Here is a 21,953-nt window from a genome sequence, read left to right as displayed (position 1 = left end):
CAGGTTCTACACTTAGTACTATACAAAAGCGAAAGCGCATAAGGGGGGATTCGATGAGACAGCCTGCTTCTGAAGTAAACGTCTCCCGGTCGAAACAAAGTTATTCCAGACAATTGGGGTCGGATATCCGCAAGGATTGGGATTTATATCTGCTGCTCGTGCCGGGTATCCTGTTTGTTTTACTTTTCAAATACACGCCGATGTACGGCCTCGTCATCGCGTTCAAGGATTTCAATATTTTCGACGGAATGGCGGCAAGCCCGTGGGTAGGACTCGAGCATTTCAAAAAACTGTTTACCTCGCAGGAGTTTGGCGGTGTTTTCGTCAACACGCTTATTATCTCTCTGCTGAAAATCGTCATCTTGTTTCCGCTTCCCATTGTCGTCGCCATTCTGATGAACGAAATGAAAAACATGCTGTTCAAGCGCACCATCCAAACGGTCATTTACCTGCCGCACTTTCTGTCCTGGGTCATCGTCAGCGGAATTTTCATCGACCTGTTGTCCACGAACGGAGGACTCGTCAACAAAGTGCTGATCAGCCTGGGGCTGGAACAGATCGCCTTCTTCATGGACAGCAGCGTATTCCGCAGCGTCCTTGTCACATCGGCCGGCTGGAAGGAAACCGGCTGGGGCATCATCGTTTACCTCGCCGCTTTTTCGACGATCGACCCTCAGCTATACGAAGCCGCCAAAATGGACGGCGCGGGGCGCCTTAAGCAGATCTGGCACATCACGCTGCCCGGAATTTTGCCGACGATCCTCCTGATGTTCATCCTCCGTCTGGGCTCCGTTCTCGAAGCGGGCACGGAACAAATTCTCGTGATGTATAACCCTACCGTTTACAACGTTTCCGACGTTATCGGCACGTTCGTGTACCGGATGGGTCTAGGCAACCAGGATTATAGCTTTACGACCGCCGTCGGACTTTTCGAATCGGTTATCGCCTTCTCGCTTGTCATCACCGGCAATTATTTGAGCCGCAGATATTTGCAGCGCGGAATCTGGTAGAGAGGAAGAGACACATATGAATACAGACGCAGCCCTGCCTGCCGTAAAGCCGCACAAACGCAGAAAACCCCGGACTACCTGGTCCGAGAAGCTGTTCCATCTGATCAATTACACATTGTTTATCCTATTCGGAGTAGCTACACTGCTGCCGTTCCTGAACCTGATCTCCAAATCGCTGAGCGATGAATCCGCTGTCATATCCGGACAGGTCAGTCTGTTTCCGGTCGGCTTTCAGCTAAGCACCTACGCCTATGTGCTGCAGGATCAGATGTTCCTGAATTCGTTTAAAATATCCATCCTGATCACGGTCGTCGGCACCCTGCTCAGTCTTTTTCTGACCACGATTACGGCTTATCCGCTTTCGAAAACAAGGCTGCGAGGCCGGAAATGGCTGCTGCTGGTGTTCATCTTCACGATGCTGTTCAGCGGCGGGCTCATTCCGATGTACCTGCTTATGCAGAACTTGAATCTGGTCAACACGCTGCCCGCTCTTTTCCTGCCGGCTATGGTGAACGTGTATAACATGCTCATCATCAAAAACTATTTCGAAGGACTGCCCGAGAGTCTCGAGGAATCGGCGAAAATGGACGGGGCCAGCAACCTGCGCATTTTGTTCAGCATCATGCTTCCGCTTTCCCTGCCGGTTCTGGCTACGATCGCGCTGTTCTTCGCGGTGTATTTCTGGAACGATTATTTTGCCGCTATGATTTACATTACGAATCCGAGTCTGAAGCCGATGCAGCTGTTTCTGAAGGAACTGCTCATTTCGTCCACCGGGGATTTCCTCCGGAACAACAATCTGGATTCTTCCATGAATACGACCCCACAGTCGATTCAGGCGGCCTCGATTCTGCTGGCAACGCTGCCGATCCTGCTCGTTTATCCGTTTCTGCAGAAGTATTTCGTGAAAGGTGTTCTGGTCGGCTCCGTCAAAGGCTGACACGACACTTCATCCTGAAAGGCGGTGAGGCCCTTCTTTTGAGGCTTGCGGAACTCGGCTCGGTCTTGTTGTTCAACTAAAAGGGAGGTTTACATCAATGTTAAAAAAAGCAGCGCTTCTGCTCACGGTCGCAGCGCTTGGCGTCACGACGGCGGCATGCGGCGGAGGAAAAGAGACCCAGACAGGCGGTACTTCGCCGGCACCGGCAGGAGGAGCCAAGCCGGCCATGCGCCAGCTTATGCAGTACGGAAATTTCGATCCGAACAAAGAATTCACTGCCAAAACGATTTCGGAGAAAACGGGCTATACGGTCAATTACGAGATGCTTCCGGCGGAAAATCCGGATGAGAAGCTGAACCTGCTGATGGCGAACAAAGAAGAATACGACGTGATGAAGCTGAGCGCGCCTCAATTCGAGAAGCTGGCTACATCGGGGGCCCTGGAGCCGCTCGACGACCTGCTGGAAAAGTACGGCCCGAACATTAAAGCGGCCATCGACCCGGCTGCGTGGGAAAGCGCCAAAGTAAACGGCAAAATCTACGCCATTCCGGAAACGGGCTCCGGTCTCTCGGTCGGGGAAGAACTGGTTGTCCGCCAGGACTGGATGGATGAGCTCGGTCTGAAAACGCCGACGAACACGGACGAGCTGTACACGGTGTTGAAAACGATCAAGGAAAAGAAAAACATCGCACCGCTTACAGGTTCCAAAGACTCGAAGGAATCCATTATCGGCGATATCGGCGCAGCCTTCGGCGTTACCATGGACTGGGTGAACCAGAACGGAACGCTCGTCCATCAGGTGGAGACACCGGCGATGAAAGAATTCCTGACTTACATGAACAAGCTGTACAAAGAAGGCCTGATCGATCAGGAAATGCCGATCAATACGAGCGCCAAGGCGATCGAAAAGTTTTCCAGCGGCAAAGCGGCCATTTTCAAACAGGCTTACTGGAACGCGGGAACGACGGAGAAAGCGCTTAAAAAGAACGACCCTAACGCAAAAACGGCCATCATTCCTTTCCTGAAAGACAAATCCGGCAAAGCGTCCACGTTCGTCAAAGCGAACACGACCTGGTTCGTCACCATTCCGAAGGTTTCCAAGCACAAGGAAGATGCCGTGAAATTTCTGGATCTGAAGCTGAAGCCGGATAATTTCATCGAAATTGCCATCGGCAAGCAGGGCGAGCATCACGAGATCAAAGACGGCAAATACTACCCGATTCTGCCGAAGTTCAACGACGAGCTTAACAACGGAAGCGGTTTCCTGACGGGTGTCGATTACAAGAAATATCCGGACTACTGGCAGGCCCGTGTGCGTAAAGATCCCGCTCTGCAAGCGTTCTTCGAACAGGTCAACAAAAACGCCGAAGGCATCATAGTCACCGATCCGCTTGCCAAGGCACCGCCGATTGCGGACATTTCCAAAAGCAAGCAAAAGCTCGACAAGTTCCAGATCGACAGCATGCTGAAATTTATCAGCGGATCGGATCCACTGTCCAATTACGATCAATTTTTGGCCAAATGGAAGGCAGATGGCGGCGATGCGATGATTAAAGCGGCCAACGAGTGGTTCAAAAGCGCCAAAAAATAACACACATCCAGAATCATTCACATCCGGCAGCGGCTTACGAGCGGCTGCCGTTTTTTTCACCGGCCCCGGCCGGGTTCGACTCTAAACTTTGACAGAAAGAAGGGAGCCGCTATGAAAAGCTTGCTTCGCAAGTGGAATGGGATGATGATTATCGCTTTGGTGATTTCTTTGCTTACTCCCGCATGGGGAAGAGCCTCGGCGCAAAGCCTCGGGCAAGAGAGCGGGGGAGTTCAGCCCCAAGCCGCCTCCGGTGTGACGGACGATGTGTATGTCCTGTCGCAGGACGGTTCGTTCCGGCTGCCGGTCGGGCACATCAACGTCAATGTCGATGCGCCGCCCCAGAAGACGAACTATGTGGCCCTGTTTACGAGCGGAGCCCAGGTGACGAATTCGGCGGAAACCGATAAAGTGTTCGTTAAGAAGACGAACACGGCGATTGCCGTGGATAAGCACGATCAGGTGATCCGCGTCATCGGGCCGACGGCTGTTCCGCCTACAGGCTCCACGTGGGAGGAGAACCAGAACCTGCTCATACCGGAGGGCGGATACGTACTTCTCGCCAACGATTCTTCCTGGGGGACGTCCGTAACCCGGAAACCGCTTTTCGAGCATTACAAAACCGGAGACACCGTGTCTTTACATAAAGGAGGACAAGTTGTGCGCGCAGGTGATTTTCTGAACCCGGACCCGGGCCTGAATCTCGTGACGGCACCCGGCACAACGGTGACATCGCCTGATTTTACGGTATCGGGGCAGGTGATCCGTTACGGCAGCGGACAGGGAATCTCCTTGACCGTGAATGGAACGGAAGCCGCACTTAAGGCGGATGGAGCTTTCCAAAGCGTGGTCCGGCTGACCGCGGGGACGAACGCCATACCCGTCAAGCTGCTGAAAGACGGCCGGGAGATCGTTTCGTCCATAGTAACGGTGACGTATAACGACGCTCAACAGCCGGCTGACCTGATTGAAGTCGAGGCGGCGCCGATCGACATTACGATCAGCATCGAAGGCCCGCGCCACGCGATCGGCTACGTGGACCAGGATATCGCCGGAATCGACGACACCGTGGCGCTCTTCACGAACGATTGGGGGCCGCAGATTACCGTTCCCCAGTTTAACGTTGCGGTGCAGGTGGATGCGGGGAGCAAAGTGACGAAGGTCGTCAACCCGTCCATAGACGGCAAAACGCCGGCCTGGACCGGTCCCACGGACCTTGAAATACCGCCCGGAGGCTATGTGCTGGTCGCGCAGGATACGAGCTACGCCAGCAAAAACATCAAGAAATATTTGGCGACGTATTTCAAAGTCGGGGATGCGATCAAACTCCGGAAGAACGGCTTCGCGGTCCCGGTCAAGGATCTGATGGGAACGGGAGGGCCGATTGCCCGGCTGACGCTCGACAATTACGCGATGTATACGGAGACGAAGCCGTCCACCGAGCTTTCCGGAACGATTACGAATATGGACGATCCTTCCAAAATCGCGTTAACGGTGAACGGAACCCCGCTTCCGTTCGGTCCGGACGGAAAGTTCAAGACTTCGTACACGCTTGCCGAAGGCATCAATTACCTCGATCTTGTCGTTACGAAAGAAGGCAAGGAACAGGATTCCAAAGATCTCGTGGTATACAGCCGTCCGGGCTTTTCGACCGAGAAGAAGGTGATCCTGTGGGTCGATCAGGCCGCGAACGCAAGGAAATTCCAAACCAGTGACAATGTGGAGAATTTTTTGCGGACTGCGAAAGAGAACGGCGTGACTTCCGTTGTTTTTGACGTAAAAGGCGTGGAGGGGTACGTATCGTACAAGAAAAGCACGCTGACCGGCCGTCCGTACGTAAGCGCCATTAAAGCGCCTGAAAAAGCGGGCTCCAATCCGGATCTCGATCTGCTCCAGGAATTTATCCGCTACAGCCGTGAGCTGGGGCTCGATATCCACGTCGCCTTTAACATTTTCGCGGAGGGGTCTATCGCCAGCAATGAATACGCAGTGCTGAACAGCCATCTCGACTGGGAAGAGCGTGTGTACAACGCGGCGGACAAGGGGCAGATCAAACGTCTCCGCGAGTCGGCCAAGCAGGGCGCGGTCGCATTCGTGAACCCGTCCAACGACGAGGTGCGCGATTTCCAACTGAAAACGATCGAGGAGGTGCTGCAAAATTACGATGTGGACGGCGTTGTACTGGACCGTGCCCGGTATGACAATGAAAGCGCGGATTTCAGCGACTTGACGAAAGCCAAGTTCGAATCGTTCCTCGGCGCGCGCGGCAAACAGCTTCAAAACTGGCCGGACGACGTATTCACGTACGCGGGTAACGTGCGCAAAGACGGTCCGCTTATCCAGGACTGGTGGGAATTCCGGTCGAAAACGATCAAAAGCTTTACCTCCGAAGTAAGGCAGTTGGCCGACCGGGTTAAAGCGGAGAAAGGCAAAAAAATCGAAGTATCCGCCTATGTAGGCTCCTGGTTCGAATCGTATTACTTGAACGGGGTACACTGGGGCAGCACGGAATTCCGCTACGACGAGCGTCTGCGGATGAAAGACGAATCCGTATACACGCCGGGTTACTATGAAAGCGGTTACGTCAAAAATCTCGATTTCATTATGATCGGCGCCTATCAGACGACCGCTCCCGAAATCGAGCATTACATTACACTCGGCAATATCGTAACGAACGGGGAAGTGCCGCTCTACGCCGGCATCGCCCTCACGAATGTGCAGGAACCGGCTCTCCAGCGGGACGTTTTCCAGGCGGGTCTGGAAAATACGCACGGGCTTATGCTTTTCGACGCGTCTCAGGTGAACTGGCCGGTAGCCGGCGCGGCCCTGCGCAACCTCGTTTACGTGAGAGACTATCAGCTCGGCATCTCCCTTCCGGACTCGCCCGATTCGTTCCTAGAGGGAAGCTACTACAACACCAATCTGATCGAAAATAACATCGGCGTGCTCACGGGCACCTTCGGCTATTCGACCGGCAACAGCCGTTTCGGCGTGGAAGCGGTCGTGGACAGCTCCGGCAAAGTGACGTCCGTGCCGAATAAAACCCAGGCCATGACGTGGAACTGGGGCAAGCCGGACGAAACCAACAGCGTCATCCCGAAAGGCGGCTTCGTCGTCTCGACGCTTGACGCTTCCGGGATCCGCACCAAGCGGCAGCTCGTCGCGAATGCTTACGAGACCGGTGACTCCGTAAGAGCGGCGGCTCTCAGCGGCTTCCTTGCTTACGAAGGACTCAGAACCTCCGCCGACAGCGTGACCTTCCGGGGGAAGGTGGACGTACTGGGACCGGGTAACGCCTCCGTCACCGTAAACGGACAGGAAGCGGCGCTTCGGGAAGACGGCACGTTCCAAGCCGATACCGTCATCCGTCCGGGGGCGAATCCGGTCGTCATCACCGTCCGGGTGGACGGCTTCAAGACGAATGAGAAGACCGTCACGATCATCGGGGATGAAGCAGCGGTAAAATCATTGAAACTGGACCGCGGCACGTACAGCATGAACAAGGGCGAGAGTCTCCAGCTGGCCGTCACCGCGGAATACAACAATTCCAGCACGGACGTGACGGGAAAGGCGGCTTATGTCTCCCTCGCCCCGGCCGTTGTCTCCGTGGATACTACCGGGCGGATCACCGCTTTGCGGGAAGGAAGCGGCACCGTTCAGGCGACCTATGACGGACATACCGCGTTGGCCCGGGTAAACGTAACCTCCGGGAGCACCGGGGGCGGCTCGGATACGGGCTCCGGTTCCGGGGGCGGTTCCGCCGGAGGAGGCGGCACGTCCCCGTCCGGCCCGGAACGGACGTCGGTGACGGAGACGAAAGGTTCCGACGGACGGAACTTGACGCTCGTCTCGGCGGATGCCGGCGTAATGGAAGCGGAAATCGCGGGGCTGCAAGGAAAGGCGGCCCCGGCCCTTTCCTACGAGATCCCCGGCCGAGAGCCGGCGGGAATCGTATCGCTGCCGGGAACGGCGCTCCGCAAAGCGGTTGCCGGATCGCCGGGCGCGATTCTTAGCGTAACCTCGCATCTCGGCGCTATCGAGCTTCCGGCCGGCCTTCTGGAAGCGGATCTTCCCGCGGAAGGCAGCTTCGATCTGCTTGTGCAGATCGGGCAGACATCGGCAGGCGAGACCGCAGACCTTGCCGCCCGGGCGGCGAAAGAAGGCATGCAGGTACAGGGCATGCCGGTTGCTTTCCGCGTTTCGCTGAAAACCGGAGGCGAAACAAAGGAAATCGGCGGCTTCGGAAGTTACGTCCGAAGAACCGTAAACTTGCCGGGGGCGGTCGACCCTGACCGCGCCACGGCGGTAGAGCTGGCCCCGGCCTCCGGAGAGCTCCGCTTCGTGCCGTCCCGTTTCGAATCGTCCGGGGGCGCGCACCGGGCCGTTATCCGCGACAGAAGCGGGGGGACCTACGCGGTGGTCACCTCCGATGTCAGCTTCCCCGACCTTGCGTCCCACTGGTCGCGCAAGGATGTCGAGCAGCTGGCCGCGAAGCGCATCGTCGACGGCATGGGCTCCGGAGGCTTCTCGCCGGACGAAGCGCTGACGCGGGCGCAGTTCGCGGCCCTGCTGACGCGGGCCCTCGCGCTCGATCCGGCGCCGGCCGCGGCGGACTTCACCGACATCCCCGGTGACGCGTGGTATGCCGGCGCCGTCGGCGCGGCCGTTCAGGCCCGGCTCGCGGACGGCTTCGAGACCGGGGAGTTCCGCCCCGGGGAGGTGCTGACACGCGAGCAGATGAGCGTGATGCTCATGCGCGCCGTGAAGCTGGCCGGTATCCGGACGGAGGAGAACTCCACGGCCGGTGCGCTGGCGGTCTTCGCGGACCGGGGCGACATCTCCGGCTGGGCAGCCGCCGCCGTCTCGCAGGCGGTGGAAGCCGGCCTGCTGGACGGGCGCGGGGACGGTCGCTTCGTGCCCGACGGCACGGCTACCCGTGCGGAAGGCGCGGTCGTGCTGAAACGGCTTCTGCAGACAGCCGGTTTCGTGAACTAGGCGCATCTGCGCATTCACGGCTCCGCGGCACGCGTGCCGGTTTAAACCCGGAAAGGCGCATACCACTCAGGTATGCGCCTTTTCGATATTCCGTTTTCAGCCGATCACGAATTCCGACCGGTCCCCTATGATCCAATAGGCCGTCTCGGTGGCTATTCCACTTCCATCATTTGCTTCCGGAATCAGACTTTGGGTATAATTTTGCGATAGGCCGCTGGCGGTGGTGACCCGTGCACAAAGAAGCGGAATGAGTACAGTATTCGAGTAAACGGCATCCACTTTCGCTTTCTTCATGACAACTGCTCAGATCGTTGCAACAATGAGGCAAACAGCGGAGTACAGCAACCGGGAGACCTCCTTCGAAAGGATGGGTTTATAAAGATTTCTAAATCCTAGATCTGGAAAACAGATCTTAAAAAGGAATTTTGTTCCTAACGGCGAATAACAGTAATTTCCGTTTAAAGGCGGGACCTTACTAAAAGCGGAGAGGATTCTTCCTGTACGGTTCTTTACTTGGCAATGATCGGGGGGATCAGCTATGAATGTACAAGCTTTTTTGCAAATCTGCCGGAACTGTACACGGAACGCGCTTTACTGAGGAAATTAGGGCCGGAGGACGAATCGGGCCTTGCAGGCGGATCAAGATCCGTAATAAGCCGAATTTTAAGGAGGAACTGACAAATGAACGAAAGTACGCGTAATTGGCCGGAGGAGCTTCTTGAACTTCTCGGGCAGGCGGAATTAACCGTGAACAAAATCGGATATTCCGGAGATCACGTCTATCACGTGAAGGAGTACAGGGGCGCCCCCGCATTTCTGAAAATCGCCCCCAGTGTCTGGTGGAGAACGCTTCGGCCCGAAATTGAGGCGCTCGCTTGGCTGGACGGGAAGCTCCCAGTCCCCAAAATTCTGTACACGGCCGAACACGGCGGGATGGACTACTTGCTGATGGGGGCGCTCGCCGGAAAAGACGGCTCCCACGAAACGATCCAGGCGAAGCCGGAACTCTTCGTGAAGCTGTACGCGGAAGGGCTCCGAAACATACACGGCCTCGATATCCGCGAATGTCCGCTGTCGAACGGGCTGGAGAAGAAGCTTCGGGATGCGAAAAGGATAGTCGATGAGAGCCTGGTGGACCCGACTGATATAAAAGAGGAGTACGATTGCACGCCGGAGGAATTGTACCGGCTGTTGCTCGAGAGTATGCCGGTAACCGAAGATCTGGTTTTTGCGCACGGAGATTACTGTGCACCGAATCTGATTGTCGACGGAGAGAAGCTGACGGGATTTATCGATCTCGGACGTGCGGGCGTGGCGGACCGCTATCAGGACATCAGCCTGGCGATCCGCAGCCTCCGGCACGACTACGGCGACGACCGCTACAAAGCGCTTTTCCTGGAACTTTACGGGTTAGACGGGCTTGATGAAGACAAGGTCAAGTATTACATCTGGCTGGATGAATTTTTTTGAACAACCGAGAAGAGGAGGCGGCCCGATGCTGTATCATTTCAGCGAAGAACCCGGTATCTCGGCTTTCCTTCCCCGAAAGCCGCCGGGGCGCGAAGATTTGCCGCCTGTAGTCTGGGCGGTGGACGAAGGCCACGCGCATTTGTACTACTTCCCGAGAGAGTGCCCGCGCATCGTCTACACGCTGAACGGCGATGTCGGCGGGGAGGATAAGCGGCTGCTGTTCGGTCCGGCTGCCTCCGATACGGTCATCGCGATCGAGAGCGCCTGGCTGGAGCGGCTGAGACAAACGGTTCTGTATCGGTACACCTTCGACGAACGGGACTTCCGTTTGCTCGATGCGACAGCGGGCTACTACACGGCCGAGCGGCCGGTAACGCCTTTATCGGTCGAGCTTGTTGGGGATTTGCTTGACAAGCTGACGGCGACGGGAGCCGAACTGCGGATTGTGCCGAATCTGAACCCGTTGCGCGACGCTCTTTTGGCTTCGTCCGTTTCGCTTTTTTCGGTGATTCGTTTCCGTAATGCTCAGCCTCCCGGGTAGATTCAACCATCGCTATTTTCTCTCTTTATACTTGCCGGAATGAGAGATGTCTACCTTCACGTCGACCTTCTCGATAGAATCTTTGTCCAGCGGAAATTCTTTTCCTTTAAAATGCGTTTTCCATACGTCCGGATACTTGCGGTACAGCGTTTCGCTCAGCTTCAGGACATCGACTCGCTTGTTGACCCCTTTATGGAAGGACATGAGGATTTCGTTTTTGATTTCGGTCTCGGCTACGCTTTCAATTTCCGCCTCCGTCGCGCGCTCCCGGAATTCGTCGATAAACGCTTCGATTTCCAATGAAATGGTAAATCGTATTTTTTCGTTTACGACATGAGCGCCGACTGTATATTTGGGACTTTCCAAAATAAGCGCGGCGATAGGATGTTCTTTGGGAGCGCTTAGAGGGGTACGCTCCAGTTTAGTTTGAAGCCAGCGTGCTCCTTTCAGGTCTTCCTGCGACAGCCAGGCCGTGTATTTATCATTGTTGAAAAAATAAGCGCCGTTTATTTCGTACAAGGAAACCTTCGACTGGTCTTCTTCCCATACGACGGAGTTCGCCGTGAGAGAAGGCAGCATGGTCGAATTGCCGGCTTCGTTCAGATCGGCTATGAATTTGTACCCGTAAACGGGCAGGATCAGAGATTTCTGGGAATAGTACTGTTCGGGTCGGGTCAATAAGGACTCGATCGGCGAAAAATTAAGCATGGACGTTAGGGACAACAACTTATCCAAAGGTTTGTTCGTGCCGTAGAACAAAATGTTGTACCGGATCTCGCGGTACCGGTTGAGCATGTCGTAGACGTCCGGAAGCCCTTTTTTCATCAAAGCTTCGCTTACGATGACGGCTTTGACATGCCCCCAGAACAAGCGCAGCTGCGAGGTGGAGTAGATGGACGTAAGCGACTCCGAAACGGTCTTCCCTTCGCCGCGGCCGACCCAGATCGGAATACGGGTTCCGACCTGGTTGTTTTCGCTTTTGGCAATATTGGAGAAGTTCAAGATCTGGACATAGGTGATATATTTTCCGTCTGCGTAATCGATGCCCAAGGCTGTCGCATAAGCCATCGTCTGGAGATCTTTGGAGTTCCAGCAGCCGGTCAGCAGCAGAAGAATACCCAGCCAGGCGCTCCTTTTCACGATACTCACGGGTTATCCTCCTCCTTGTGGTTCTTGTCCTGCGTATGCAGATTTTTGGGCCTTCCGGTCATCAAGGTCCAGGGAAGACGCATAAAGGCGGGCACCCAGTTGCTGTAAATAGGCGGCGAGAACGGGGACAGATAGGGAACCCCGAACGATCTCAGCTTGGACAAATAAACCGTCACCAGGATAATCCCCATGATAAGTCCGAACATGCCGAGTATGCAGGAAAGGAAGAACAGGAAAAACCTCAGCAGACTGACGGCTGAGCTTAAGTTCTGGTTGACCAGGGTGGCGTTGCTTACGGCCGTAATGGCGCCGACTACGACTACGGAGGGGGAGACGAGCCCCGCCCGGATAGCCGCGTCGCCGATAATGAGGCCGCCCACTACGGTCAATACCTGACCGATGGCGCTGGGCAGACGAATTCCCGCTTCGCGGAAAACTTCCAGCAGGATCAGGAGGATCAGGAGCTCGAACTGCCCGGAGAAGGGCAGGCCGAGACGGGCGATCGTGATGGTGGCGAGCAGCCTGAACGGAATTTGGTCTTGATGAAAAGCGGCCAGCGAAACCCAGAAACCCGGCAGCAGTACACACAGGAAAATGCTGAGTATCCGAACCAGACGGGAAAAAGACGTATAGTAGAAATTATTATGCAGATCCTCGGGCGATTTAATCTGCATAGCCATGGTCGAGGGCGCGATCAGCACCATGGGATTGCCGTCGACAATCAGGACGAATCGGCCGTTGAGGAGAGCGCTGACGGCAAAATCGGGCCGTCCCGTGTAATCCATCAGGGGCATCAGGGAAAACTTCTGGTCCGTGACCATCTCCTCGATCTGGGAAATGCTGTAGATGCCGTCTACGTCAATGGACTCCAGCCGGCTGCGAACTTCAAAGAGAACTTCGGGCGAGAGGATGTCCCGGACATACATCAAGGCCACCTTGGTTCTCGTCCTTCTGCCGATCACGAACTTCTCGCAGCACAACGTATGGCTGCGGATTCTCTTGCGGATTAAGGCGATGCTAACCGAAAGGTTTTCCACGAAACCGTCCCTCGGTCCTTTAATGGATAGTTCCGTATTGGATTCTTCCGGCTTCCGCTCCGGCAAACTGCTTATATTCATAAGGAAAGCCGAACGAAGATGCGGGAAAACAAGCAGCAGCTTGCCTTCAAACAAGCTCTCCGAGATCGTTTCGGCCGTAATGGGACCGGTAAAGGGAAGAAGCGGCAGACAGGAGCTTAGGACGGTCCCGGCCGTCGGGAAGCCTTGATCCCTGTCAAAGGCCATTTCAAGCCCGGGCAAAACCAACTCGCCGATGAGCTGGCTTTTGCTGGTTGCCTCGCCGTACAGTAGAAGAACTTCCGCAGAGTTCGCGCCGTTTTCCCCGAAAGTATGGGTAAGCAAAACGACATCTTCACTCTGGTCGAACAAATACTCGAGCTGTCCGGCTGTCCATATTTCCGCATTGCCGCTGCTTTGTACCATCAGGAAGTCCCCTCCTTGCCCGTTTTAGTCGTGACGGATATAAGCGTCCATACTAGGGTCGAGCCCAGTATCACAATAAGAGACAGGTGAAAGTAATACTGGTGCATAAATTCATACAAATTTTGCTGGGTAATCGGCAGCAGGGTTATGAGCAGGTAACTTAACGCCATGCAGGCGATAAAGCGGTTCCGGTATTTCGCCCGGGTAAACGGGAGCAGATCCCCGAGCAGAAACAAGGATAAGCTGATTCTGACCATAGTTCCTGCCAGCCACTGAAAGACAGAGAAAAAATCGACATGCTCGATGGAGTCTCCCACTTTGACGAGCCGCCACTGTTCATAGGGCGATTCCGCCTGCTTCGCTGCCTCCTCAGGCCCGAACTCGGTGATGGCGCCGACGATGGGACCCAGCATGATGTGAATGAATAACAGGGCAAGGATGAGAATCTGCCAGCTCTTGATTCTCGTTTTCAAGTGCTGCTGAAGGGCAAGGATAAGAACGAATTCCATAAAACCGCTGCCCGCATAGAGCATCCCGTTCATAACCGGTTTCATGCCGAACTCCAGCATGGGAAAGAGCCGGTCGTATTCTTTGTTGGGCATGTTGGCTATCATGACGAAGTAACCGAGCACAACCACGAATGGCAGGAGAACACCCGCGCTGATCGCGATCGTCCGCAGCCCCGATACCGCGCAGTATGCGCACACCGCAATGAGAGTTAGGCTTAAAGCGAAGTGAGGAGTGGCCGGCAGGTAATTCGTAACCGTCCAGATGCCCGTGTGCAGCAGCGTCGTCATGCCGATCAGGTAGATTTGAATGTACAACGGGACAATCAGAATCCAGGAGACGGCCGGATGCGTCCGCTGCGCCAGCCAGGGCTGAAGTTTTTGCTGCCCGGATTTTTTCATGAAATAAGCGAGAAGAAGACACCACGGGAGAAGGAACAAGGCGGAGAAGATAGGGACGAGCCACGCATCCCGGCCTGAGGCATCCAGAACAATGGGATTGAGAATAACGTGATTCATCAGTCCGTTAACGAGCAGAAGAAGCATGACGAGCTGTAAAAACGATATTTTTCCGCCTGATTGTGCCATAGGACCACCGCCTTCCTCAAGTGATAACGGGCTTTTACACAGCCGCTTCCATAGAGTTTGCAGAAAGTGGAAAATTTATGTCCTTTCCGGACAGGTTTTAGGAAAAATGACGGAATACGTCTGAACTATACAAGGACTCCTGTCTACGGACCGGTAACCGGCGGGATGCGAAGAGGCGGGCAAGCAAAGGAGTAGAATAAATGAACGATGAAGTGAAAATCAATTTGCCGATACAGGATTTCGAAGTTCCCGATCTGCGGCAGAGTGTGGGCTGGGATAGGCGGACAGAACGGGACTTGAGATCGTAACCGTCACATTTGCCGAAGCGCATGCTTCTTTTTACGAAAAAAGCGGGTTTAAGCCGTGTCCCGGCGGTCTGTGGAAAAGCGGATCAAATTGACAATGATAATCTTTATCAATTACAATGAAGGTATATTTCATAAATAAGGAAGTGTATCTTCATGTTCATTCAAACGAGATCCGTCGTAGTGGAAAAGGGAAATGCCGAGCAGGTTGTCGAGCGTTTCAGCAAAGAAGGCGCCATAGACAGCCGCGAAGGCCTTATCGACGTCAGTGTGATGGTTAACCGTTCGAAGAAAGAGAACGAGGAAGTGCTGATCCTGATTCGCTGGGAATCGGAAGAAGCCTGGAAGAACTGGGAGAAGAGCGAAGAGCATATCCAGGGGCACCGCGAGAAAAGAGGGCAGCCGAAGCCTGAGTATATCATCTCTACCAGCGTAAATTCCTATGAGCTGAAAAAGAGAAAGATCGGCAAAGCAGGCCAATAAGACACAAAAATGCACCCCGTGCGCATGTACATATCTGTCCCGGACGAGAGCTGTGCCGCGGCAACCCGGACTCTGCCGAGCGCAGGGAGCTGCGGGAACGCCGCGCCGCGGGACGGAACAAGGAAAGCCGCCGATCGGCGGCTTTTTTTCGTTTTCGCAGGCCTGATCCGTCCCGACCCGACCCGTCCCGGATCCGACCCGTCCGGGAGCCGAGCAGGAGATAAGGCTGCCTTCGGAAAAGTGACGGCCTAGAGGGAACGGGCCAACGAAAGCAGCTTGTTCATCGTGTTCCAATTTCGCGTCGTTGCGGGGGTTTTCAGCTTATGCAGGCTGGCGGCCAGCTTGGAATCGCGAATGCTTTGATGAAACAGGAGGTATACCTCGCGTCCGACCACCCGGTATTCCTCCAGGCGGGGGTCCGGCTCAGGCACACGCCCCAAATCTTCCGGGGCAGGCCGGTCTGCCAGCAGCGTCACGTAGATGCTTTCGCCTTCTTTCAGATCTGCCGCGTCATAGGGACAGTCCCGGATAATCTGCTCCCATTCCTCCGCCGTTCGTATAATAACGGAAACCTGAAAGCCGAAGACGGCGGCGATTTCATTTTCAATCCGCTCCCGGAGCGCCTCTTCTGAATTCGCGAGGTCTGAACGGAACAGAACGTTTCCGCTTTGGATATAGGTTTTTACCACGAGAAATCCCATCGCTTCAAACATGTTCTTGAGTTCGGCCATTTTGATCAGCTTCTGGCCGCTTACGTTAATTCCTCTCAATAAGGCGAGGTAAGTCGTCATGATTCAGCCCCGATTCTTTTTTTTGATCCAGTATAGCATGTACCGGCCGGGAAGTGAGAGGGAACGGACGGGGCAACCGTCATTTGGCCGTCAATTCCGAATTGCCATAAAAGATACTCCTCACGCGATCTATGGAACGGCAGAGTATGTTACTGGGGAGATTTGGATTCCGGTGAAGAAAAAATAACTTGTTACTTCATGCGGCACGCATGTGATTCTCATCGGGCACCCGTCGTACTACCTAAAATTCGGTTTCGAACAAGCGAGACCACACGGCTTTGAACTATAGCAATTCGATGTGCCGAACGAGGTGTTTATGGTGAACATACTTTGTCAGAACGCCAGAATCAAAGGAGAGCGCCCGCAAGGTTGTGGGCGTCCTTTTTCTTTTTTCATGGGCATTTGCTCGAACGGAAATGTAGGTATTGCGCTAACGGGACACGATGGCTCAATAAATTGACTAAAACACGGCTACCGGTATGAATCGGCAGCCGTGTTGCGCTAACGAGCAGATTAGTGGAACAAAGAGGAGGAAGACTGATTACGGAGAACATTATAATTTAAGAATCACGCGACCATGTCCAAATTTAGTGAAAACTATAATTTATATACATTAAAAAAAGGGAGTAATTGTAGGGGGGAGTAGCTAATTATGAGGGGATTCTGCTTATTTTTACTTATTATGGTTATTTTGTTTTTATCGGCTTGTCAATCATCAGAACAATTAAAGCCGATAAAAGAAGAAACAATTGATTTCGACATAAACACTGCAATTGAAATGGTTGAGAAGAAAGAAAAAATGATCATTGATTTAGCGTTGAGAGAAAAGGTGTCAAAACTGGAGTATAAGGAATTAGAGAAATCTTTTACTGAAGAGTTTGGAGACCATGCTAAGGATATTTTATCTATATTATTTATCAATAATATGGATTCCGATCCCGAGTCAGATATGTATGTACAACAGAACACATTATACCCAACTGTCTTTCATAAAGGAATAACTATAACAAATGCGGTCATTTATAAGAGTTACTTCGAGAATGAGTTTTTTAATCAAACTAGACTAAGCATTAAGGAAGAATATGTTGGTGATGATGAGAATTTAAAGGATTGGAATAGAGAATACATGTTAACTCCAAACAAAAATGGAGAGTGGGAATTAAATGGATTTTCTGGAGTGATGAATTTCTTAGGAGAAGATTATAATATGAATTATTTAGAGTTAAAGAGGTAAATAGTTAATCATTGAAGACCATCTCATGTCGATATGGCAAAAGAATCTCATGGTGCACAAGCTAGCTCTTATGGGAGGTTTTATTTATGATTTTAAGTGAGTTATGGCGACTGTACGAAGCTGATAAGCGTATCCAGGGCTTTAGTTCAAGTACATTGAAAGCCTACGCCCTTCAGCACAAGATGCTACTAAGAGAACTAGGAGACCTGGATATTTCTGAGGTTACACTTAACTTGTTGAAGGAATACTTAGCGAAGTAATCAGATCGGTTGAAACCTAGCAGTTTGCTGTTGTTCCAGCCGCTCGTTGAGAATGCGATTACACATTGACTGGACATGTTGGAACGCGGCGGGACTGTCTGGATATCGGTTTCCCGGTTTGACAGCATGTTGTTATTGACGGTACGAGATAATGGAACCGGGCTATCTGACAGGCAAATCGATCAGCTGTATGGCCGGTTGCGAGTGCCGACGCAGAACGTCGTGTCTAATCTGAATCATGGAATTGCTCTGCGGAACATCCATCAGAGACTTACACTGCTCTTTGATGACGCGTATGAGATGAGTATCGACGGCAGTATAGGCGGCGCTTCATTCACGATTACATTGCCTATACGGGAAGGAGATGATTCGGATGATCAAGCTGATGTTGGTTGAAGACGAGGAAGTGATACGTGAAGGGATTCGCAGTGCCGTTGAACAAGTCGCGAGTGATTTTAGCATCGTTCACAGCGCATCTCATGGTTAAGAAGCGCTGGATTATCTGTCCGCGCATATGGTAGACGCGATTATTACTGATATACGGATGCGGACGATGGACGGATTGACGCAGTTGTTATCCTCGACCACGATGAAAATTTTCGATGTTGCGAGGTTATCGGGGTACCAGAGCCCCAAGCATTCCATGTTTGTAAACAAAAAACAGGTCAGACACCCAGCGAATATCGCGGCGATCATTGACCTGTCTTTTTCCTGTTTTATTAAGAGCTGCATCTCCTATAAGGCAAGAAACTCTTTCTCGGATAACCTTGCATTAATATAATCAATCGCTTCCTCGATGCTCATCATCTGATTCATCACATTTTTCACGCCGAGACCGAGAATCTTCTCGACTTTCCGCAGATTGAAGTTATGTCCTGTCGGGAAGGCGGATTCTCGAACCCCGCGGTACTCTAAGTCTTTGGCGAACTTCAGCCAAGGGTATTGATCCATGACATTCTGGTTGCTGTAGATGAAATCGTTGACCGAAGCGCCGCCGAGCAGGGTGACTTGCTCGGCAATATCATGATCATAGAACCAACGGAAGAAGGCTGAGACTTCGTCGTCCTTCCGGCAATATTTTGATACGCCTAGCGAGCCTCCGCCGAGCAGCGGCTGTTGGCCAGGGACCTCTGCGAACCCAACGAGCGGGGATATCTCGCTGTGGGCGATATTCGAGAATAAGTTCATATACACGATGAGCATCGCGATCTGACCGTCTTCGAATAACGAGATGGACTCGTCCCACCATTTGGCAGGTAAGTTCCTAGCTATGGATAAATGATCGATATAGCTATGAAAGGCATCAATCGCAATCTCTTTGGATAGAGCCAGCTTATTGTCTTCTTGGATCAAATGTCCGCCTTCGGCATAATACCTGACTAGGAATTCGGAAGCGATAATCTCTGAATTTCCCGTCGTTACGCAGGATCCATGGGATAAAGGCGACTCGGGGTTACTCGCTTGAGAGAAGAATGCAGAAATCCGATTGAACGCCTCGAAGTCGGAGGGCGTTCGCAGTTCGGCTTTATACTGCTCATAGAACATTCTTCGCACTTTGGTATCTTCGAAAATATCCTTACGGTAGAAGAGCATTTGAATGCTCGGATCGAAAGGTACGGCGTAAGGGATCTCGTTCACATAAGCATACCGATCAATAAGCTGTGAAGGATAATTCGTCAGCAACTCCTGCATCTCCGGGCTTAACGGCTTTAAAGTCTGGCCCGCGAACCAAGATAACCCGGCCATATCAACACGAATGATATCGTAATGCTTATGGTTGTCGATATCGGATAAGATGTCGTAAATTTCTTCGAACGAATAGACAGCTAGTCGAAGATCAATACCGGTCGTCTTCTTAAAATGCGGCGCTAATTTCTTGAGCGCATCCGTGGTTGGACTCGGGATCGTAAGAATGTTCAGCGTCTTGTTCGCCGTTGGATGACCAAGCGCTTGGTCATCGAACATAAACCCGCGATTCAACCCGATGATCGGGGCTCCGTCACGCTGGTCCGTCGTCTCATGACGTAGAATCGTCTCGGCGATTTCTTTGCCTAGCCACTGATAATTGATGTGATACTTGTTAATGAAATCCTCGGTTAAAAACTCGGAATCGGCCAAGCTGTATATCTCCGGACTTTGGCCCGTACTCCCTAAGAAATGGGCATTTTTGATATAGCGCGCTCGTTCCAGATCACTGGTCACAATGCAATCGAAGGCATCCCCTGCAAAGAAATCAAATGCATGATTATAGGCCGTAGATTGCGCGGCAGCAATCGTATGTATGCGCAAATCCAGAGGGGATAGTTCTTCCATGATGGCATTTCTAAAATCCCGATCACAGGAATATTGAAGCAAATCGGTGAATATTCCGATCTTCTGGTGCGCTTTTTCTTTTATTTTCTGAGCAATTGTTCGTCCGGATGTACCCGCATCGAAGCTGGCGAATTTCATTGTGTTTTGCAATTTACGATAGACAAAAATGATGTTCTCCCGTGGAATGCCGAGCAGGTCATAATATTCCATGGCATCGTCCACACAGGAGACCGTGATTACAGCGCAGTCCCGATTTGCAGCAATTTCTTGCAGAAGGGCTTGTTCATTCTCTTTCTGATCTTGTGTGAGATATAAATTTGTCGTGTACCCCGCACGGAGAAGGGTGCTATGGATTGCGATATATAGCTTGTTATAGGAATCCGATGAAATGTTAGGCAAGATGAGGGAGACGGTTGTCGTGCTTCCTTCACGTAAAGATTTAGCCCGCGCGTGGATCTGGTAACCCATTTTACGAGCGGCTTCTTCCACGAGATTGATTTTCTCCAGACTTACATTTCCTCTTCCGTTCAGCACATTCGATACCGTTCCATGCGATACCCCCGCAGCTTTGGCGATATCTTTGATCGTAGGCATGCTCCATCTACCCCCTTTTTGATCATATTTGGCTAAATTAATTATATCGGGTCTTCTTTTGATATGCCATCACACTATTTTGACACGTTCCAATAATTAAAAGTGTTCCGAATGAACGTTGAAGTGTTGTTTTTGCAATGTTTTATGCAGATATATCGCGTTTTAGTGAAAAAATCCTCTCAAATATTTATTGACTCGTTCCAAAAATGTGTTAGAATTCTATTCAAGAAAGCGTTAACATCATATCTGGATTGATCGTTTGTCAGTACGGCTGATCAAGATTTGCAAGACATCATGATTAAAGGAGGAGAGGAACGCCGTGGATCCAATCCAGTATGGCCAGATGTTCGGACATTGGGAGATGTATGTCAGAATCCTTGCGAGTGCATTGATGGGCCTGTTTATTGGCTGGGATCGATCACATAAACATAAGCCCGCCGGTATGAAGACGTATACCTATACCTCAGTGGCTTGTACGTTAATTACGATTATTTCCATCTCTACCGCCAGTCATTACAATGAAGCGGGCCAACTCATGCGCGCCGATCCGATGCGACTAACGGCTCAAATCGTATCTGGTTTAGGATTTATCGGAGCGGGGGTCATTCTTAAGGATGGGGAACGGGTTAAGGGGCTAACATCGGCGGCCATGATATTTTTCTCAGGCGGCGTCGGAATTGGCATTGGAGCGGGGTACTATGGCATCGTCATTTTCTCCGTCGTCTTAACTTTTTCCCTTGCAAGAATCAGTCGATTTCTTCCGATGAACAACCCGGGAGATGATCGGAAATCAAGAAGCGGCAATGATGCTGCCAGGAAACAACAAGAGAAGGAATGTATCTGAATTCCTGCATACCTGTGAATCGAAAAGGAGATATTTGTATGAAAGTTCATTTTCTAGGATCTGCCGCGTCAGAAGGGATACCGAATCCATTTTGCAAATGCGAGGTTTGCGAGAAGACGCGAAGCGAGAAAGGGAAAAATATAAGAACGCGGTCAGCTGCGATTGTTGATGATACGATGCAGATTGATTTCCCGCCAGAATACAGCTACCAAGTCATGCGGGATGATGTGGATGTTACTCGTATTTCGGAATTGCTCTTCACGCATACGCACCCCGATCATTTTAACGCAGGAGATTTGTTCAGTCGGATGGAAGGGTATGGTCACCACGTTACGCATCCGCTGCATATTTTCGGGAATGATCGTGCTGTTAATGGTTGTCTGGATGTGTTGTCCGGTTATAGTCCGCAGCGGTTTCAATTCACTCGGATGATTCCATTCGTGACAGTAGAGTCCAGCGGAGCGCGCATTACGCCGCTTCTCGCCAATCATGCTAAGTGGGAGACGTGTCTGATCTATTTTATCGAAAAGGAAGGCAAGACATTGCTGTATGGTCATGATTCAGGATGGTTCCCGGAATTGACGTGGTCGTGGCTTGCGGACAAGCATATCGATCTGACGGTACTCGAATGTACACATGGTTACAATCAGAATCCGCATTCCGATGGTCATATGAGCATTGAGACCGTGTTGGAGACACAGAAGCGATTGCTGGATAGCGGCATTCACTCGGCATCGAGCCAGATCATCGTCTCGCATTTATCTCATAACAGCGGTTTCATGCATGACGAGCTTGTGGACATATTCAAGCCTCACGGTATCGAAGTGGCTTACGACGGTCTCATCAAATTTATTTAATAGG

17 protein-coding genes are annotated in these 21,953 nt (G+C 52.1%); 12 read left to right on the top strand and 5 right to left on the bottom strand.

The window, feature by feature from the left end; translation table 11 throughout:
* The first annotated feature begins 53 nt into the window (after positions 1-53).
* The 6 genes from AC2TF6_RS16610 to AC2TF6_RS16585 all read left to right on the top strand — a co-directional run bounded on the left by AC2TF6_RS16610 (position 54) and on the right by AC2TF6_RS16585 (position 10,544).
* A complete protein-coding gene (locus AC2TF6_RS16610) occupies positions 54-1,010 on the top strand; it encodes an ABC transporter permease (protein WP_369995931.1) in 957 nt (318 codons plus the stop codon).
* Positions 1,011-1,026: 16 nt separating this feature from the next.
* On the top strand, positions 1,027-1,950 hold the full coding sequence (locus AC2TF6_RS16605; RefSeq protein ID WP_491307704.1) for a carbohydrate ABC transporter permease: 924 nt from the start codon (positions 1,027-1,029) through the stop codon (positions 1,948-1,950).
* A gap of 97 nt (positions 1,951-2,047) precedes the next feature.
* Complete coding sequence (locus AC2TF6_RS16600) at positions 2,048-3,541, top strand: extracellular solute-binding protein (RefSeq protein WP_491307703.1); 1,494 nt, start codon at positions 2,048-2,050, stop codon at positions 3,539-3,541.
* 111 nt (positions 3,542-3,652) lie between these two features.
* Entirely contained in the window at positions 3,653-8,533 is a 4,881-nt protein-coding gene (locus AC2TF6_RS16595) for an S-layer homology domain-containing protein (RefSeq protein ID WP_491307702.1), read from the top strand.
* A 681-nt stretch (positions 8,534-9,214) separates the two neighbouring features.
* Entirely contained in the window at positions 9,215-10,003 is a 789-nt protein-coding gene (gene aph(3')-IVa / locus AC2TF6_RS16590) for an aminoglycoside O-phosphotransferase APH(3')-IVa (protein WP_491307701.1), read from the top strand.
* Positions 10,004-10,028: 25 nt separating this feature from the next.
* On the top strand, positions 10,029-10,544 hold the full coding sequence (locus AC2TF6_RS16585) for a DUF6886 family protein (RefSeq protein WP_491307700.1): 516 nt from the start codon (positions 10,029-10,031) through the stop codon (positions 10,542-10,544).
* 12 nt (positions 10,545-10,556) lie between these two features.
* Here AC2TF6_RS16585 and AC2TF6_RS16580 read toward each other — a convergent pair whose 3' ends face one another.
* Genes AC2TF6_RS16580 through AC2TF6_RS16570 form a run of 3 tightly spaced genes read right to left on the bottom strand, consistent with a single transcriptional unit; the run spans position 10,557 to position 14,268 of the window.
* Positions 10,557-11,693, bottom strand: coding sequence for a Ger(x)C family spore germination protein (locus AC2TF6_RS16580; protein ID WP_491307699.1), 1,137 nt, complete (start codon positions 11,691-11,693; stop codon positions 10,557-10,559).
* Positions 11,690-13,174, bottom strand: coding sequence for a spore germination protein (locus AC2TF6_RS16575; protein WP_491307698.1), 1,485 nt, complete (start codon positions 13,172-13,174; stop codon positions 11,690-11,692). Before AC2TF6_RS16575 ends, AC2TF6_RS16580 begins: the two co-directional genes overlap by 4 nt.
* Entirely contained in the window at positions 13,174-14,268 is a 1,095-nt protein-coding gene (locus AC2TF6_RS16570) for an endospore germination permease (protein WP_491307697.1), read from the bottom strand. Before AC2TF6_RS16570 ends, AC2TF6_RS16575 begins: the two co-directional genes overlap by 1 nt.
* A 461-nt stretch (positions 14,269-14,729) precedes the next feature.
* Between AC2TF6_RS16570 and AC2TF6_RS16565 the strand changes: the two genes are divergently transcribed.
* Positions 14,730-15,056 (top strand): antibiotic biosynthesis monooxygenase, encoded by a 327-nt coding sequence (locus AC2TF6_RS16565; protein WP_009672436.1) that lies wholly within the window; start codon positions 14,730-14,732, stop codon positions 15,054-15,056.
* 248 nt (positions 15,057-15,304) lie between these two features.
* Here AC2TF6_RS16565 and AC2TF6_RS16560 read toward each other — a convergent pair whose 3' ends face one another.
* Complete coding sequence (locus tag AC2TF6_RS16560) at positions 15,305-15,847, bottom strand: DUF1697 domain-containing protein (protein WP_491307696.1); 543 nt, start codon at positions 15,845-15,847, stop codon at positions 15,305-15,307.
* Between the two features lie 652 nt (positions 15,848-16,499).
* Between AC2TF6_RS16560 and AC2TF6_RS16555 the strand changes: the two genes are divergently transcribed.
* The 3 genes from AC2TF6_RS16555 to AC2TF6_RS16545 all read left to right on the top strand — a co-directional run bounded on the left by AC2TF6_RS16555 (position 16,500) and on the right by AC2TF6_RS16545 (position 17,737).
* On the top strand, positions 16,500-17,081 hold the full coding sequence (locus AC2TF6_RS16555; protein WP_491307695.1) for a hypothetical protein: 582 nt from the start codon (positions 16,500-16,502) through the stop codon (positions 17,079-17,081).
* Between the two features lie 86 nt (positions 17,082-17,167).
* Complete coding sequence (locus AC2TF6_RS16550) at positions 17,168-17,341, top strand: hypothetical protein (protein WP_491307694.1); 174 nt, start codon at positions 17,168-17,170, stop codon at positions 17,339-17,341.
* 75 nt (positions 17,342-17,416) lie between these two features.
* Positions 17,417-17,737, top strand: coding sequence for a sensor histidine kinase (locus AC2TF6_RS16545; RefSeq protein ID WP_491307693.1), 321 nt, complete (start codon positions 17,417-17,419; stop codon positions 17,735-17,737).
* Positions 17,738-18,076: 339 nt separating this feature from the next.
* Here the strand turns inward: AC2TF6_RS16545 and AC2TF6_RS16540 are convergent, their stop codons facing one another.
* Positions 18,077-20,248: an extracellular solute-binding protein gene (locus AC2TF6_RS16540; protein WP_491307692.1), complete on the bottom strand. Its 2,172-nt coding sequence runs from the start codon at positions 20,246-20,248 to the stop codon at positions 18,077-18,079.
* Positions 20,249-20,591: 343 nt separating this feature from the next.
* Between AC2TF6_RS16540 and AC2TF6_RS16535 the strand changes: the two genes are divergently transcribed.
* Both AC2TF6_RS16535 and AC2TF6_RS16530 read left to right on the top strand, forming a co-directional pair.
* Positions 20,592-21,092 carry an MgtC/SapB family protein gene (locus tag AC2TF6_RS16535; RefSeq protein WP_491311674.1) on the top strand — a complete coding sequence of 167 codons (501 nt, stop codon included), beginning with the start codon at positions 20,592-20,594 and terminating at the stop codon, positions 21,090-21,092.
* Positions 21,093-21,130: 38 nt separating this feature from the next.
* Positions 21,131-21,949, top strand: coding sequence for an MBL fold metallo-hydrolase (locus tag AC2TF6_RS16530; RefSeq protein WP_491307691.1), 819 nt, complete (start codon positions 21,131-21,133; stop codon positions 21,947-21,949).
* Positions 21,950-21,953: the final 4 nt, after the last annotated feature.

Source organism: Paenibacillus sp. JNUCC 35 (assembly GCF_058269095.1).
Note: the sequence above shows the minus strand (reverse complement) of the source record. Positions and strands in the feature narration are given on the sequence as shown.